This window comes from Stenotrophomonas sp. STEN009 (assembly GCF_056760395.1).
In genome coordinates this window covers 1-14,685 of sequence record NZ_JBRRES010000005.1, presented here as the reverse complement: position 1 = coordinate 14,685, position 14,685 = coordinate 1, and the positions used below count along the sequence as shown (strand labels likewise).

13 protein-coding genes are annotated in these 14,685 nt (G+C 67.2%); 9 read left to right on the top strand and 4 right to left on the bottom strand.

All coding sequences use genetic code 11. The features are described from left to right. Positions 1 to 24 precede the first annotated feature (24 nt). The 7 genes from creB to ACVOMM_RS03440 all read left to right on the top strand — a co-directional run bounded on the left by creB (position 25) and on the right by ACVOMM_RS03440 (position 7,746). The gene (gene creB, locus ACVOMM_RS03470; protein ID WP_111185841.1) at positions 25 to 744 is read left to right on the top strand and encodes a two-component system response regulator CreB; all 720 of its coding nucleotides are present in this window, start codon (positions 25 to 27) and stop codon (positions 742 to 744) included. A 3-nt stretch (positions 745 to 747) separates the two neighbouring features. Then, positions 748 to 2,208, top strand: coding sequence for a two-component system sensor histidine kinase CreC (creC, locus tag ACVOMM_RS03465; protein WP_065174661.1), 1,461 nt, complete (start codon positions 748 to 750; stop codon positions 2,206 to 2,208). 81 nt (positions 2,209 to 2,289) lie between these two features. After that, positions 2,290 to 3,609, top strand: a complete 1,320-nt coding sequence (creD, locus tag ACVOMM_RS03460; protein ID WP_481525888.1) for a cell envelope integrity protein CreD — start codon at positions 2,290 to 2,292, stop codon at positions 3,607 to 3,609. A 10-nt stretch (positions 3,610 to 3,619) separates the two neighbouring features. Next, the gene (locus ACVOMM_RS03455; RefSeq protein WP_279941801.1) at positions 3,620 to 4,030 is read left to right on the top strand and encodes a hypothetical protein; all 411 of its coding nucleotides are present in this window, start codon (positions 3,620 to 3,622) and stop codon (positions 4,028 to 4,030) included. Positions 4,031 to 4,128: 98 nt separating this feature from the next. Further along, on the top strand, positions 4,129 to 5,727 hold the full coding sequence (locus tag ACVOMM_RS03450) for a M28 family metallopeptidase (RefSeq protein ID WP_193395621.1): 1,599 nt from the start codon (positions 4,129 to 4,131) through the stop codon (positions 5,725 to 5,727). A 90-nt stretch (positions 5,728 to 5,817) separates the two neighbouring features. After that, the gene (gene gltX, locus ACVOMM_RS03445; RefSeq protein ID WP_053517391.1) at positions 5,818 to 7,221 is read left to right on the top strand and encodes a glutamate--tRNA ligase; all 1,404 of its coding nucleotides are present in this window, start codon (positions 5,818 to 5,820) and stop codon (positions 7,219 to 7,221) included. A gap of 33 nt (positions 7,222 to 7,254) precedes the next feature. Next, positions 7,255 to 7,746, top strand: coding sequence for a Fur family transcriptional regulator (locus tag ACVOMM_RS03440; protein WP_053517393.1), 492 nt, complete (start codon positions 7,255 to 7,257; stop codon positions 7,744 to 7,746). Between the two features lie 74 nt (positions 7,747 to 7,820). Here the strand turns inward: ACVOMM_RS03440 and ACVOMM_RS03435 are convergent, their stop codons facing one another. The 4 genes from ACVOMM_RS03435 to ACVOMM_RS03420 form a co-directional block, all read right to left on the bottom strand. Then, positions 7,821 to 8,981: an HlyD family secretion protein gene (locus tag ACVOMM_RS03435; RefSeq protein ID WP_481525887.1), complete on the bottom strand. Its 1,161-nt coding sequence runs from the start codon at positions 8,979 to 8,981 to the stop codon at positions 7,821 to 7,823. Between the two features lie 10 nt (positions 8,982 to 8,991). Further along, on the bottom strand, positions 8,992 to 10,665 hold the full coding sequence (locus tag ACVOMM_RS03430) for an MFS transporter (RefSeq protein ID WP_065174667.1): 1,674 nt from the start codon (positions 10,663 to 10,665) through the stop codon (positions 8,992 to 8,994). Beyond that, positions 10,665 to 11,231, bottom strand: a complete 567-nt coding sequence (locus tag ACVOMM_RS03425) for a TetR/AcrR family transcriptional regulator (RefSeq protein WP_053518751.1) — start codon at positions 11,229 to 11,231, stop codon at positions 10,665 to 10,667. Before ACVOMM_RS03425 ends, ACVOMM_RS03430 begins: the two co-directional genes overlap by 1 nt. A 274-nt stretch (positions 11,232 to 11,505) precedes the next feature. Next, a complete protein-coding gene (locus tag ACVOMM_RS03420) occupies positions 11,506 to 13,713 on the bottom strand; it encodes a TonB-dependent receptor (RefSeq protein WP_481525886.1) in 2,208 nt (735 codons plus the stop codon). A 134-nt stretch (positions 13,714 to 13,847) separates the two neighbouring features. Between ACVOMM_RS03420 and ACVOMM_RS03415 the strand changes: the two genes are divergently transcribed. Further along, the gene (locus tag ACVOMM_RS03415) at positions 13,848 to 14,261 is read left to right on the top strand and encodes a MerC domain-containing protein (RefSeq protein WP_053518754.1); all 414 of its coding nucleotides are present in this window, start codon (positions 13,848 to 13,850) and stop codon (positions 14,259 to 14,261) included. Between the two features lie 110 nt (positions 14,262 to 14,371). Continuing rightward, entirely contained in the window at positions 14,372 to 14,551 is a 180-nt protein-coding gene (locus ACVOMM_RS03410; protein ID WP_004150462.1) for a 30S ribosomal protein THX, read from the top strand. Positions 14,552 to 14,685: the final 134 nt, after the last annotated feature.

Below are 14,685 nucleotides of genomic sequence, written 5' to 3'. Positions count from 1 at the left end.
TACGGGGCGGCGGCCGCAGCGGCTATGCTGCGCGCCATGACAGCTCCCGTTGCCCATGTCCTGGTGGTCGAGGACGAAGCCGCCATCGCCGAAACCGTGCTCTACGCGCTGCGCAGCGAGGGCTACCTGGCCAGTCACTGCCTGCTCGGCAGCGATGCCCTGCAGCGGCTGCGGGACGGTGGCATCGATGTGGTGGTGCTGGACGTGGGCCTGCCGGACCTGAGCGGCTTCGAGGTCTGTCGTCGGCTGCGTGCGCTGCCCGGTCCGCAGGCGCAGCTGCCGGTGATCTTCCTGACCGCCCGCAACGACGAACTGGACCGGGTGCTGGGCCTGGAGCTGGGCGCCGACGACTACATGGCCAAGCCGTTCTCGCCGCGCGAGCTGGTGGCGCGGGTGCGCGCGCGGCTGCGGCGGGCGGCGCCTGCTGCCAGCGACACCGATGCGGGCTGGCAGACGCATGGCGCCTTCGCCATCGACCGGGAGGGCCGGCGTGTCCGCTTCCACGGCCAGGCGCTGGACCTGACCCGCTACGAGTACGCACTGCTGGAAGCCCTGCTGCAACGCCCCGGGGCCATCCTCAGCCGCGCCCAGCTGATGGACCGCGGCTGGGACAGCAGTGCCGACAGCGCCGACCGCACGGTCGATACGCACGTCAAGACCCTGCGTGCCAAGCTGCGCGCGGCCGGCGCCAGCACCGACCCGATCCGAACCCACCGTGGCCTGGGCTACGCCCTGGAGGTGTGAGCGATGCGTCTGGTGATGAAGCTGTTCCTGGGCTTCTTCCTGATCGTGGGCATCGCCGCGTTCTTCGTCATGCGCGTGTTCGTCAACGAAGTGAAGCCGGGCGTACGCCAGGCGATGGAATCGACCCTGGTCGATGCAGCCAACGTGCTGGCCGAGATGGCGGCGGCGGACGTCAAGGCAGGCACCATCAACAGCGGGACTTTCACCCGCAATTTGGCCAAGGCGCGGCAGCGTGACCTGAAAGCGATGGTGTGGCGCTTTCCCAAGCGCGCCCTCGATTACCGGGTGACGATCACCGATGCGAAAGGCATCGTGATCTACGATTCGCTGGGCCGCGACGTCGGTCGTGACAACTCGCGCTGGAACGATGTCTACCGCACCCTGCGCGGCGAGTACGGCGCCCGCTCCAGCCCGGAGACGCCGGGCGAGGAGGGCAACACCGTGATGCATGTGGCCGCGCCGGTGTACGACCCGGGTGATGGCCGCACCCTCATCGGCGTGCTCACCCTGGCCCAGCCCAACCGCAGCATCGATCCGTTCATTGCGGCCAGCCAGCGCGCCATCATCGAACGCGGCGCATGGCTGATAGGACTCTCGGCGCTGGTCGGGGTGCTGGTGACGATGTGGTTGACCACCGGCCTGGGCCAGCTCAGTCGCTATGCGCGCGCGGTCACCGCCGGTGAGCCGGTGCCGCCGCCACGCCGCCGCCGCGATGAGATCGGTGATCTCGGCCAGGCGCTGGAGACCATGCGGCGCAAACTCGAAGGCAAGGCCTACGTCGAGCAGTATGTGCAGTCGCTGACGCACGAAATGAAGAGTCCACTGGCCGCGATACGCGGTGCCGCCGAGCTGCTGCAGGAACCGATGGCTGATGCCGACCGTGCGCACTTCGCGCGCAGCATCCTCGAGCAGCAGGAGCGGTTGACCGAAACCATCGACAAGCTGCTGGCGCTGGCCGAAGTGGAGCAGCATGGCTGGCTGCAGACGCGTGCTCCGATCGCACTGCCGGACCTGCTGCAGCAGACCGTCGCAGCCGCGCAGGTGCGCGCGCAGGCGGCCGGCGTCGAGGTACGCACTGATGCCGTGGCGGATCTGAGCATTCAGGGTGATGCCTATCTGCTGCGGCAGGCGCTGAACAACCTGGTCGACAACGCGGTTGCCTTCTCTCCATCGGGGACGGAGGTGGTGCTGCAGGCACAGGTTGAGGACGGCGGCGTGCGCCTGCAGGTGGCCGACCGGGGGGCCGGAATTCCCGACTATGCCCGTGACCGCGTGTTCGAGCGCTTCTACTCGTTGGCCCGTCCCGGCAGTGGCCGCCGCAGCTCCGGCCTCGGGCTGCCGTTCGTGCAGGAAGTAGCGCGCCTGCACGATGGCCGTGTCCAGCTGCAGGCCCGCGACGGCGGCGGGACCGTGGCCAGCCTGTGGTTGCCGCTGGGCATGCCCGGCCCGCGCACGCGGCGCTGACTTCACATCCGCTTCAAATTCGCCACAAACCCCGCTCACCGCGACGGTCCATGCTGCAGCCCTCTCCAACGAGGATGGACCATGAAATCCCTGAAGATGCTGCTGCGGTTCGCCATTGTCGGCGGACTGATCCTGCTGCTGCTGATTCCGCTGATGATGATCCGCAGCGTGATCAACGAGCGCAGCCAATACCGCGACGAAGCCTTCGCGCGGGTCGCTGACAGCCGCGCCGGCGCGCAGCAGCTGGTGGGGCCGGTGCGGGTGGTGCCGTGGGTGGAGCGCCAGCAGGTGGAAGTCGTCGACGCCAAGGGCAACAAGAAGACCGAGGTGCAGGTCAGCGAAGGGCACTGGCTGCAGATGCCGGCCTCGCTCGACGTTGGCGGCGAGATGCTGCCCAGCCAGCGTGAGGTCGGGCTGTTCAAGGTGCCGGTGTACAGCTGGAACGGCCAGTTGAAGGCCTCTTTCGCGGCTGACGACTATCCGGTCAAGCCAGGCCGGACCTATGGCCAGCCCTATGTGGCGTTGGGCGTGTCTGACGCGCGTGGCCTGGTCGGGACGCCCAACCTGCGCGTGGATGGCCGCCAGGTACGCCTGCTGCCGGGCGTCGGCGCCGCTGCGGAACTGGGGCGTGGCCTGCATGCGCCCGTGGCGGGTTTTGCCGCGGTGCAGGGCGGGCTGCTGGCAGCGAGCACGGTGGAGCTGGAACTGCGGCTGGACGGCAGCCGCATGCTGTCGGTCGTGCCGGTAGGCGATGACAACCGCATCGCACTGCGTTCGCGCTGGCCGCATCCATCCTTCGCCGGCGCCTTCCTGCCGAACGAACGCCGCGTCGATGCGCAGGGCTTCGACGCACGCTGGGCAGTGTCCTCGCTGGCCTCCGATGCCCAGCGCCAGCTGCGCAGCGATGGCGCGGTGGCGTCGCAGGCGGTGAGCGTGTCGCTGGTCGATCCGGTCGACGCCTACACGCAGGCGGATCGCGCCTCCAAGTATGGCGTGCTGTTCGTGCTGCTCACCTTCGTCGGCTTCATTCTGTTCGAGCTGATCAAATCGCTGCGCATCCACCCGCTGCAGTACCTGATGGTGGGCCTGGCGCTGGCGATCTTCTTCCTGCTGCTGATCAGCCTGTCCGAGCACATCGCCTTCTGGAAGGCCTATCTGGTCTCGGCGGCGGCCTGCATCGGCCTGCAGGCGGTGTATCTGGCCAACGTGCTCGGTCACTGGAAGCGCGGCCTGGGCTTCGCCGCGCTGCTGACCGTGCTGTATGGCGCGCTTTACGGGCTGCTGGTCTCGGAGAACAACGCACTGCTGATGGGCTCGCTGCTGCTGTTCGTGATTCTGGCGCTGGCGATGTGGGTGACCCGCCGCGTGGACTGGTATGCGCTGGGCGCGGAAGCAAAGTGAGGAGAACGCGATGGGATGGCGCCAGGGATTGCGGCTGAGAGCCCAGCAAGGCATTCCGGCTCTGCTCGAAGTGGATGCACTGCTGCAGGCGCATGGCGTGCTGGCGGCCCTGCCGGGGGCACGGATCGCCCCCGGCCTGGTCCGCTTCCAGCTGGCGGCGGCCACCTGCGAAGGAGTGCTGGGGCAGGGGCTGGAGTGGCTGGACGGTGCACGGCAGGGACGTGGCGTGCTGGGTGGAAAGGTGCCGCGCTACCGGCCCTGGAAGGCCGGGCCGGGGGCGTTGGCCGAGATCGGCATCGCCGGCCTGCCCGGCGACTGGCCCACGCACGCTGCGGTATTCGGCTGCAGCAGCATCGACCGGCGGCACTGGTTGCTGCTGCTGCCCATGCGCGCCCAGCTGTGGCTGGGCTGGAGCGGATGAGGCGTCCGCACCGCCCATGACCGATGGGACGGGGGCCGGGCGCCCCCGCTGGCTAGACTCGAGGGGTTGATGATCGAGCCGAAGGGCAGGGGTGGGATGTGCTGAAGTGGGGTGTGCTGGCGGTTGCGCTGGCGATGAGCGGCAATGCGATGGCGCAGCAGCGCGAGCCGGTGGACCTGGACATGGTCAGCCGCATCCGCCAGGAGGCGTTCCACCGTTCGCAGGTGATGGACACCTTCAGCTATCTCACCGAGCGCATCGGGCCGCGCCTGACCAACTCCCCGGCGATGGGGCGCGCAAACGCGTGGACCCGCAGCAAGTTCACCGAATGGAAGCTGGACAATGTCCACGACGAAGCGTTCGATGACTTCGGCCGTGGCTGGGAGTTCACCTCGGCCAGCGTGGAGATGCTCGGCGACCGCGTGATGCCGCTGCACGCACTGCCCAAGGCCTGGACGCCGGGCACCCGCGGACCGGTCGAGGGCGAGCTGGTACAGGTGGACATCAAGAAGCCGGAAGACATCGAGAAGTACCGCGGCAAGCTGCGCGGGAAGATCCTGCTGCTCGGCGAGGCGCGCGAGTACAAGCGGGGTACCGAGCCGGACTCGCATCGTCACGACGCCACCTCGCTGGAGGGACTGCAGGAATTCACCCTGCCCAAGGACAAGGACGCCACCGCCGAGCGCGCCAAGCGGGTGAAGGAGTACCAGGAGAGGCAGGCGCTGGCGGCCAAGGTCAACGCCTTCTTCGTCGAGGAAGGCGCATTGGCCTCGATCAGCATCAGCAGCTGGGACAACGGCATCATCCGCGTGGCCGGTGGTGGCTCGCGCAAGGCCGGGGAGTCGGTCGGCATTCCGGAGCTGGCGATGATCGCCGAGCACTTCAATCCGCTGGTGCGTGCACTGGAGGCCAAGCAGCCCGTGCGCCTGCGGGTGGACGTGAGCGCGCGTTTCACCGACGACAGCGATCAGCCCGGCTACAACACGCTGGCGGAGATCCGGGGCAGCAGCAGGCCGGATGAGGTGGTGATGATCGGCGCGCACCTCGATTCCTGGCACAGCGGCACCGGCGCGGCCGACAACGCGGCCGGCGTGGCGGTGATGATGGAAGCCATGCGCATCCTCAAGGCCACCGGTGCCAAGCCCCGGCGCACCATCCGGGTGGCGCTGTGGAGCGGCGAGGAGCAGGGCCTGATCGGCTCGCAGGCCTACGTCGCCAAGCACTTCGGCCAGTTCCCGGAACCAGTGGACGCTGCGCAGAAGGCGTTGCCGGCCTCGCTGCGCGACCCCACCGGACCGCTGCGCAAGACCCGCGACTACAGCAAGTTCCAGGTCTACTTCAACATGGACAACGGCTCCGGCCGCTTCCGTGGCATCTACGCGCAGGAGAACCTGGCGGCGATGCCGATCTTCGAGGCCTGGCTCGCCCCGTTCCATGATGTCGGCGCCACCACGGTGGCGACCCGCAACACCGGCAGCACCGACCACATCAGCTTCGATCGCGTCGGCCTGCCCGGCTTCCAGTTCATCCAGGACCGGCTGGATTACTTCACCAATGTCCACCACAGCCATCTGGACACCTGGGACCACGCCGAGCCGGAAGATCTCAAGCAGGCAGCGGCCATCGTGGCCTCCTTTGCCTACAACGCGGCGATGCGAGAGCAGTCGTTCCCGCGCAAGGCCGAGCCGCAGCCGTGACGTGAGCCGGAGGGGCGGACCCCGTCCGTCCCTCCGTGCCGGCGCGGGGCTGGTGGTAAAATCGGGGAATTCCCGTTCCTCGAGCCCCACATGACCTGCCGCACCCGCTTCGCCCCCAGTCCTACCGGTTATCTGCATATCGGTGGCGCCCGCACCGCGCTGTACTGCTGGCTGGAGGCCCGCCACCGCGGCGGCGAGTTCGTGCTGCGCATCGAGGATACCGACCGTGAACGCAGCACCCAGGGGGCGATCGACGCCATCCTGGAGGCGATGGAGTGGCTGGGCCTGGACTACGACGAAGGTCCGATCTACCAGACCGACCGGGTGGCCCGTTACCGGGAAGTCGCCGAGCAGCTGATTGCCGACGGCAAGGCCTACTACGCCTATGAAACCCGGGAAGAGCTGGACGCGATGCGCGAAGCCGCCATGGCCAGGCAGGAAAAGCCGCGCTACAACGGTGCCGCGCGCGAGCTGGGCCTGCCGTACCGGGACGACCCGAACCGCGTCATCCGCTTCAAGAATCCGCTGCAGGGTACGGTGGTGTTCGATGACCTGATCAAGGGCCGGATCGAGATCGCCAACAGCGAACTGGATGACATGGTCATCTTCCGTCCGGACGGCTATCCCACCTACAACTTCGCGGTGGTGGTGGATGACTGGGACATGGGCATCACCGAGGTCATCCGCGGTGACGACCACATCAACAACACGCCGCGCCAGATCAACCTGTACGAAGGCATCGGTGCACCGGTGCCGAAGTTCGGCCACATGCCGATGATCCTGGACGAGCAGGGCGCCAAGCTGTCCAAGCGCACCGGTGCCGCCGACGTGATGCAGTACCGGGATGCCGGCTACCTGCCGGACGCACTGCTGAGCTACCTGGCCCGCCTGGGCTGGTCGCATGGTGACCAGGAACTGTTTACCCGCCAGGAACTGATCGACCTGTTCGATGTGAAGGACTGCAACTCCAAGGCGTCGCGCCTGGACATGGCCAAGCTGGGCTGGGTCAACCAGCACTTCCTGAAGACCGTGGAACCGGCCGACATCGTGCCGCACCTGGTCTACCAGCTGCAGAAGCTGGGCCTGGACGTGGCGGCGGGCCCGGCACCGGTAGACGTGGTGATCGCCCTGCGTGAACGCGTGCAGACCCTGAAGGAAATGGCCGAGAAGGCCGTGGTCTGGTACCAGCCGCTGAACGACTACGACGAAGCCGCAGTGGCCAAGCACTTCAAGGCCGGGGCCGAGGTCGCCCTGGGCAAGGCCCGTGAACTGCTGGCGGCGCTGCCGGAATGGACGGCCGAAGCGGTCGGCACGGCCCTGCACGACACGGCCGCCGCGCTGGAGATCGGCATGGGCAAGGTCGCCCAGCCGCTGCGCGTGGCCATCACCGGTACCCAGGTCAGCCCTGACATTTCCCACACCGTGTACCTGGCCGGCCGTGAGCAGGCCTTGAAACGCATCGACGCGGCCATTACCAAGGTAGCAACGGTCTGAGGCATCCTTGCCAGGCCGAACCGGAGAACGCGCATGCCCGCCAAGACTGCCACTGCCTGTACCGCCCCCCACCACCACGTCCATGACGCATCGGATTTCGTGGCGGTGGTCGAGCGTGTCTCGCGCGAACGCGGGCTGCGCCTGACCCCCATCCGCGCCAACGTACTGAAGCTGATCGCCGAAGCCGGCAAGCCGGTCAAGGCCTACGAGCTGCTGGAATGGGTGCGCAACGGCAAGGGTGTGGGTGCCGATGCCCCGCCCACCGTGTACCGCGCGCTGGACTTCCTGATGGCCAATGGCTTCGTGCACAAGCTGGAATCGGTGAATGCCTTCGTGGCCTGCCACCACCCCAGCAGTGCGGCGCATTCGGTGCCGTTCCTGATCTGCAACAGCTGCCACAGCGCGGTGGAGCTGGAAGACCGCGAGATCGTCGGCCAACTGGAGAAGCGGGCCAAGGAGCTCGGCTTCCAGCCGCAGGCGCAGACGCTGGAAGTGCACGGACTCTGCGCCCGCTGCGCAGGCTGAGCGGCCGGTGGGATTGGGGTCAGATCCCTTTTGCCTTGGTAAAAGGAATCTGACCCCGTTTCACGAGCTCGACCCTACCGGGCCGGCGCAGGCTCGGCCGCCGTATCCACCCGTGCGATCACCGACATGCCGGGACGCAGTCGCGCGGCCAGCTCCTGCCCCGGATCGATCGAGATCCGGATCGGCAGCCGCTGCACCACCTTGGTGAAGTTGCCGCTGGCATTGTCCGGGCGCAGGACGCTGAATTCCGAGCCGGTGGCGGGGGCGATCTGCTCCACATGGCCGCGCAGCACCTGGCCCTGGAACGCGTCCACGGCGAACGTCGCAGGTTGGCCGATGCGCATCTGCCAAGTCTGGCCCTCCTTGTAGTTGGCGACCACCCACAGCGCGTCGGGCACCAGGAACAGCAGCTGCGAGCCGGCGGCCACGTACTGGCCGGTCCGCACGCTGGCCTCGCTGATCTGCCCGTCGCGCGGCGCATGGATCACGGTATTGGCCAGGTCGATGCGTGCCAGTTCCAGTTGCGCCTGTGCGCTTTCCACCTGTGCCTCCAGGCTCTTGCGTGCCACCTGGGTGGAGATCAGCGTTTCCTCGGCGATGCGGATCTGCGCCTGCGACTGCTGCACGCTGGCCTGCGCCGACGCCTGGGTCGTGCGGAAGCGGTCGCGGTCATTGATCGATACCAGGCGTTGTGCGGCGAGCTGCTCGTATCGCTTCAGCTCGTTGCGGGAGCGCTCAAGCTCGGCCTTGCCGGCGGACAGGGTGGCCTGGGCCGCAGCGATCTGCGCGCGGTTCTGCGCCTGCGACTGATCGGAGTTGGCCAACGCCGCGCGCGCGCTGTCCAGCGTGGCCTGTGCCTGCGCCACGCGCTGCGCATAGATGCGGTCATCGATGCGCAGCAGTGGTTCGCCCTTCTTCACGTGCTGGAAGTCCTTCACCAGCACCTCGGTCACATAGCCATTGACCTGGGGTGCCATCACCGTGATCTGCCCGCGCACGTAGGCGTTGTCGGTGACCATCACGCTGCTGGCAAACGGCCACAGGTGCCACGCGCGCAGGATCAGTGCGATGCCCAGCAGGGCCACCACCACGATCACTGCCACGCTGCGCGCACTGGGTCTGAGGTACTTCGGCGCGACCGCCGGCTCAACCGGCGTGGGCGCAGGTGCCGCGTCGGTTGGCGGCGGTGGAGTCACGTTGTCGGCATCGTCGGGACGGGGCGGGACGGGAGGCATGGCGAAGGACTCAGCGGGGCGCTGCGGGGGAGGCCGCAGCGGAGGAGGGCGGATGGCGCTTGCGCCACTGCTTGAGCACGGCGGTACGCAGCGACAGCAGCAGCAACCAGCACAGGAAGCCGATCGCCAGCCAGCCGCTCAGGGTGAACACATCATTGAACCCACGGACATTGGCCTCGCGGCGCGTCGTCTGTGCCAGCTGCGCGGTGCCCTGCGCGCTGCGCAGCACCGGATCGGTGATCTGCGCGGCGTACAGCTGCTGCTGGATGCGCAGGCGCTGCGCCACCACCGGGTCGGCGGGATCAAGCTGGCTGGTCAGCGCGCTGGAATACAGCTGTTCGCGATGCAGCTGGAAGGTTCCCAGCAGCGCCGAGCCGGCCAGCCCGCCCAGCGTCTGGGTGATCGACAGCGTTACCAGGAAGGTGATCATGTGGTCCACACCCTGTTTCAGGGCGGCGGAGATGCCCAGCATGATCAGCGGGCCCATGAACATCCCGGCACCGACCGAGGCCAGGAACTGGCTGAGGTAGAAATCGTGGGGACGGTCCATGCTGGTGCGGTTCTGGTCGAAGAACGCCGCCGAACCCAGCAGCAGGATCGCCATCAGCAGCTGCGGGATCAGCCGCTTCGGGCCGAAGGTCACGGCGGTACCGATGATGCCGGTGACAACCCCTGCCAGAATCACCACGAACAAGGGGCGCAGCTGGTCCGGGCCCATGCCCAGCGTGCGCATCAGGCTGACCACGCCGTAGGACTGCTCGGTGGTCAGGAAGCGGATGAGGAACGCACCCACGATGAAGTGCAGTACCGGCAGGCTGGCCAGCCAGCGCGTCTGCAGCAGTGGATTGCGCCGGTAGTGCTCGATGATGAAGGCGGTGGTCGACAATGCGATCGAGGCGACCAGCGCCCAGCCCAGCCACGGTGTGTCCAGCCACCAGCGCGTGTAGCCCTGGGCCAGCACCACCACCAGCAGCGCAACCGCCGGGGCAAGCAGGCTGAAGGTGAGGAAATCCATGGGCTCGAAGGCCTTGATCTGCACGCCTGGCGGCAGCTTCAGCACCACCACCGCCGCGAACGCACACAGCGCCAGCCCTGCTTCGAAGGAATACAGCTGGTGCCATTGCCCGGTATCGACCAGGCCGGGCGACACGATCCAGGCCAGCGGAACTGCCAGCTGCGACAGACCGACGCCGATCACCAGCAGGTTGCCGGTGAAGCGCCGCGGCAACGCCTGCAGCATGTACAGCGTACCCAGCGTCGAACACGCCGCACCGGCGAAACCGCTGGCCGCGCGCGTCAGCATCGTGGTTTCGAAGCTGCCCACGAACAGGTGCAGCACGGCCAGCGCGGCATACAGCCCCAGGCCGATCTCGGCGAACAGGCGGATGCCGTACTGCTGGCGGAACTTGAAGGCCAGCAGGTTGGCGGTGACGTTGACCATCGCGTAAGCGGCCACCAGCCAGCTGCCCTGGGTCGGGGTGAGCTGCAGTTGCCCCTGCAGGAACGGCAGGTTGGCGGTGACCAGCGCATTGCCGAGGCCGCCGGTGATGGCCACCAGCAGGGACACCAGGGCATAGGCTGCACGCCGGTAGGGTGGGTGCCACGGCATCGAAGCCGATCCGGGCATGGTCGGCTTCTCATGTTCCTCCCAGTCCGGCACCGGCTTCAGATACGGCTGCACCATCAGCGTGCTCCGCTGGCTGCTCCCTGGAGTCCTCCGCGCAGCAGTTGCAGGGCACGCCCGGCCAGACGGGCGCGCTCGTCACGGGTCTTGCCGCGAAGGGCGGCTCCCAGCATGCCGGAGATCAGTGAAATATCCGTTTTTTCCAGATCGGGACGGCACAGGCCTGCGGCGATGGCCCGCTGGATCGGTGCTTCCAGCAGGTCGCGTACGGTCTCGCGCGCGGCGCGCATGGAGGGCACGTCTGAATCAACGGCGCGCCAGTAATCGGCCAGCGCAGGTGAATCGATGATGCGCTGGGCCATCCCCTCGAACACCTCGAACAGGGCGTCGTCACGGTCGCCCAGCTGCTCCACCTGGCGGCGGATACGGTCGACCGCACGCTGCAGCAGGGCCTGGATCAGCGCGGTGCGGTCGGGAAAATTGCGGTACAGCGTGGCCCGGCCCACCTGGGCGCGTTCGACCACCAGGTCCAGCGGAGCGGTGACGCCGTGTTGCCCGAACACATGGTCGGCGGCGTCGAGAATGAGGGCACGGCGGGCAGCGGCATCAGCGCGTTGAGCGGTCATGGGTTCATTTTCGGACAGAAGTGTCCGATGTGCGAGACATTGAGTGACGGGATTGTCCGGTTGTTGTCCTACGCACATCTTTGTGATCGGTGTGTGAATTCGTATCCATGGCAGGTGGGATGTGCCACCAGGCCATATCGATAGCGTCACGGCGCGGCTAATGTCCGAAGCCGTACCGGGTCCAAAAAAAGCGGGGGGCCAGCAGGCCCCCCGGGAGAGAACGACAACGAGCGTCGTCAGGGATCAGTGGAACGGCGTCCTGCTGCTGGAGGGGTCAGAAGTACGCACGGATGCCGAATGCGACACCGCGGCCCGGCAGCGGCGAGTAGTCGCGCAGCAGCGAGGTGTGCGGGCGCACTTCACGGTTGGTCAGGTTGCTGCCATCCAGGAACACCTCATAGCTGTTGCTGTCGTTGCGATCCCAGCGGTAGGCCAAGTGCGCATCGACCAGGGTGTAGCCGTCGCTCGGCTCTTCGTTCTGCGCCACGTCCTTCTGCCGGCTGTAACGCACGGCGCCCACCGACGCGCGCCAGCCGTCCTTCGCCCAGCGCAGGTCGGCACCGACGCGGGCCGGGGCGATGCGCGGCAGGTAGCCGGTGTTGGCCAGCTCCACGGTGTAGTTGTGGTTGTGGTCACCGTGCGGTACCGCGATGTCGAGGTTGCGGCTGCCGTTGCCGTCCAGCTTGGCCTGCACGTAATCGCCGAACAGGCGCAGATCCCAGTCGCCTGCGACGCCTTCGAACAGATGCACCAGGGCCTCCGCCTCGGCACCCTTGAACACCGCATCCTGCTGCGTCCATGCACGCACCGGCAGGCCTTCGGTGACGCCGGTGTCGGCCAGGTAGATGAAGTCCTTGAACTTCGTCTGGTAGATCGAGGCGGAGAAGTCCAGGCGATCGCTGTGGGTGTGGATGCCCAGCTCGACACGCTGGCCGCGCTCGGTCTTCAGGTTGGCATCGCCGATTTCCAGCGAGCGGGTGGCGATGTGCGCGCCAGCGGCATAGAGCTCTTCATTGGTGGGGGCACGTTCGGAGCTGTCCACGCCGATGCGCAGGTCGACCGCGTCGTTGAGCTTCCAGATGCCGGCCGCGGACAGATTGGTGGCATCGAACTGCCGGCGGCGGTAATCGCCGGTCGGGTCCAGCTTGACCTGGTCGTGGCGGCCGCCGAGTTCGAGCTTGAACGGGCCGAACTGCTTCTCCTGCAGCACGAACAGGCCGATGTTTTTCGTTCCGGTGTCCGGCACGAATGCTTCTTCGCCCTTGGCGCCGAAATCGCTGTTGCCGAACTGCACGCCGAAGGCGCCGTCCCAGCCACCGACCTGCTGCTGTACGGCTTCCAGGCGGGTTTCGATGCCGCGGTTGGTGAAGCGTGTGGAGGGTGTGCCGGCCTCCAGCTCGACATGCTCGTAGTCGGTGTAGGCCACGCGGGCATTGATGTTCTTCAGGAACGAGACCGGGTTGTAGATGCCGGCCTTGGTCTCGAAGCGGTTCTGCACCATGTCGATGCGTACGTCATGCTCGTCGCCGCCTTCCTCCTCCTCGCCGTGATCATGATCATGATCGTGGTCATGATCGTCGCCGTCCGCGTGGACGTGGGCGCCATTGGGGATGCCATAGTTGGTGCGATAGGTGCTGGCCGACACGCCGAAGTAGCCGCCCTCGCCCAGCCAGGTGGCACCCACGCCACCGGCCCGGGTGCGGATGGAGCTGTTGTCCAGGCGGCCACGGCGCGGCTCGTCGCCTTCCTCGCCCGCGTGGTCGTGGTCATGGTCTTCGTGGTGGTCTTCCAGGCTGTCGATCACCGCGTAGCCGGGAATGCGGTAGTCGTCGCCGTTGCGCACCAGGCCGTCGACATGCAGCACGACGTTGCCGCTGACGCCGTCGAGGCGGAACATGCCGCTGCGTTCGTCATTGACGGAGTTGCCGCGCAGTTCAGCGCGGCCGCTGAGCGGACGGTCGGGCAGCTCGCGGGCGATGCGGCCATCGACGACGTTGACCGCGCCGCCGATCGCACCGCTGCCGAACAGCAGTGTCGCCGGGCCCTTCAGCACTTCGATCTGATCAGCCAGGAACGGTTCGATGCTGGTGGCATGGTCGGCGCTGACGGTGGAGGCATCCATGTTGCCCATGCCGTTGGACAGCACTGCCACCCGCGGGCCTTCCTGGCCGCGGATGATTGGACGACCGACACCGGGGCCGAAGAAGGTGCTCTGCACGCCCGGCAGCTTGGCCACCGTATCGCCGAGGGTGCCTGCCTTCTGTTCGTCCAGGCGCTCGCCGGCGAGCACTTCGACCGGCCGCGCCAGCGACTCGGCATCGCCCTGCAGCGGCGAGGCGGTGACCTGCACCGACGACAGCTCGGTCAGGTGGCGGTCACGGTGCGCATCGTCGTCGCCTGCGGCGAATGCGGCGGACGGCAGCAGCGCGGCGAGCGCCAGGGCGAGGGTGTGCGGCTTGAAGCGCGTGGAAGGGGCGGGCATCGAGAAGTCCTTGTTACTGTGTATCAATTGTGAAGCGCACATATCCCGTCGCGGGACAGGGGGAGAGGAGATCGTGCGGACCAGGAAGGGATGTTATATTATTCCATAACGATTCGCCGACCCTGCTGGAAGTCATGTCCCTCTCCTCCCACCTGCGCCATCTGCTCGACCGTTTCGGTGCCACCGGATCGATGCTGTGCGCAGTGCACTGTGCGGTGATTCCGGTGCTGCTGGCCGCAGCGCCTTCGCTGGGCCTGTCGTTCTGGCTCAGCGATGGCGTTGAACAGGCGCTGGTCGTGTTTGTGACCCTGCTGGGTCTGTTCAGCCTTGTCTGGGGCTACCGCCGGCATGGCGCCCTGCGCGCGCTGGCGTTCCTGATTCCCGGGCTGGTCGCGCTGTGGGCTGGGGTGCTGTACGACCCGCTGCATCACAATGCCGTGCCGCACGCAGTGGTGATGACCATTGGCGGTCTGCTGGTCGGCGTTGCCCATCTGGTCAATCTGCGGCTCAACCACAGCCACGTACACGACGCCAGCTGCGCGCACTAGGCGCTCCGTGATAGGCTTTCCGATCGTGCGCGGGGGCGTCCAGCAAGGCGGCCCCGCCGAACCCGTGTCAGCACGGGGTAACCAGATTTCACATTTGAGGAGTTGAAGACATGGGTAAGGGTGACCGCAAGACCGCCAAGGGCAAGCGCTACAACGCCAGCTACGGCAACGCCCGTTCGCACACCGCGAGCAAGGTCGCCGTAGGCGCCGCTGCCCCGGTCGCCAAGAAGACCGTGGCCAAGGCTCCGGCGAAGAAGGCCGTGGCGAAGAAGGCCGTCGCCAAGGCCTGATCGGCCGGCCGATGGGTCAACGAAGAACGCGGCGCCTGGCGCCGCGTTTTTTTATACGCGTCGTCGCGGCCGCCGCGTTCGCCGGGCATGGCCCTGCGCTACCCACATTGGCACGGTAGCGCCGGGCCATGCCC

Bases quoted from the DNA above. Each gene is read 5' to 3' on its own strand.
- creB (WP_111185841.1), top strand. From the start codon at position 25: ATGCTGCGCGCCATGACAGCTCCCGTTGCCCATGTCCTGGTGGTCGAG.
- creC (WP_065174661.1), top strand. From the start codon at position 748: ATGCGTCTGGTGATGAAGCTGTTCCTGGGCTTCTTCCTGATCGTGGGC.
- creD (WP_481525888.1), top strand. From the start codon at position 2,290: ATGAAATCCCTGAAGATGCTGCTGCGGTTCGCCATTGTCGGCGGACTG.
- ACVOMM_RS03455 (WP_279941801.1), top strand. From the start codon at position 3,620: ATGGGATGGCGCCAGGGATTGCGGCTGAGAGCCCAGCAAGGCATTCCG.
- gltX (WP_053517391.1), top strand. From the start codon at position 5,818: ATGACCTGCCGCACCCGCTTCGCCCCCAGTCCTACCGGTTATCTGCAT.
- ACVOMM_RS03440 (WP_053517393.1), top strand. From the start codon at position 7,255: ATGCCCGCCAAGACTGCCACTGCCTGTACCGCCCCCCACCACCACGTC.
- ACVOMM_RS03435 (WP_481525887.1), bottom strand. From the start codon at position 8,981: ATGCCTCCCGTCCCGCCCCGTCCCGACGATGCCGACAACGTGACTCCA.
- ACVOMM_RS03430 (WP_065174667.1), bottom strand. From the start codon at position 10,665: ATGGTGCAGCCGTATCTGAAGCCGGTGCCGGACTGGGAGGAACATGAG.
- ACVOMM_RS03425 (WP_053518751.1), bottom strand. From the start codon at position 11,231: ATGACCGCTCAACGCGCTGATGCCGCTGCCCGCCGTGCCCTCATTCTC.
- ACVOMM_RS03420 (WP_481525886.1), bottom strand. From the start codon at position 13,713: ATGCCCGCCCCTTCCACGCGCTTCAAGCCGCACACCCTCGCCCTGGCG.
- ACVOMM_RS03415 (WP_053518754.1), top strand. From the start codon at position 13,848: ATGTCCCTCTCCTCCCACCTGCGCCATCTGCTCGACCGTTTCGGTGCC.
- ACVOMM_RS03410 (WP_004150462.1), top strand. From the start codon at position 14,372: ATGGGTAAGGGTGACCGCAAGACCGCCAAGGGCAAGCGCTACAACGCC.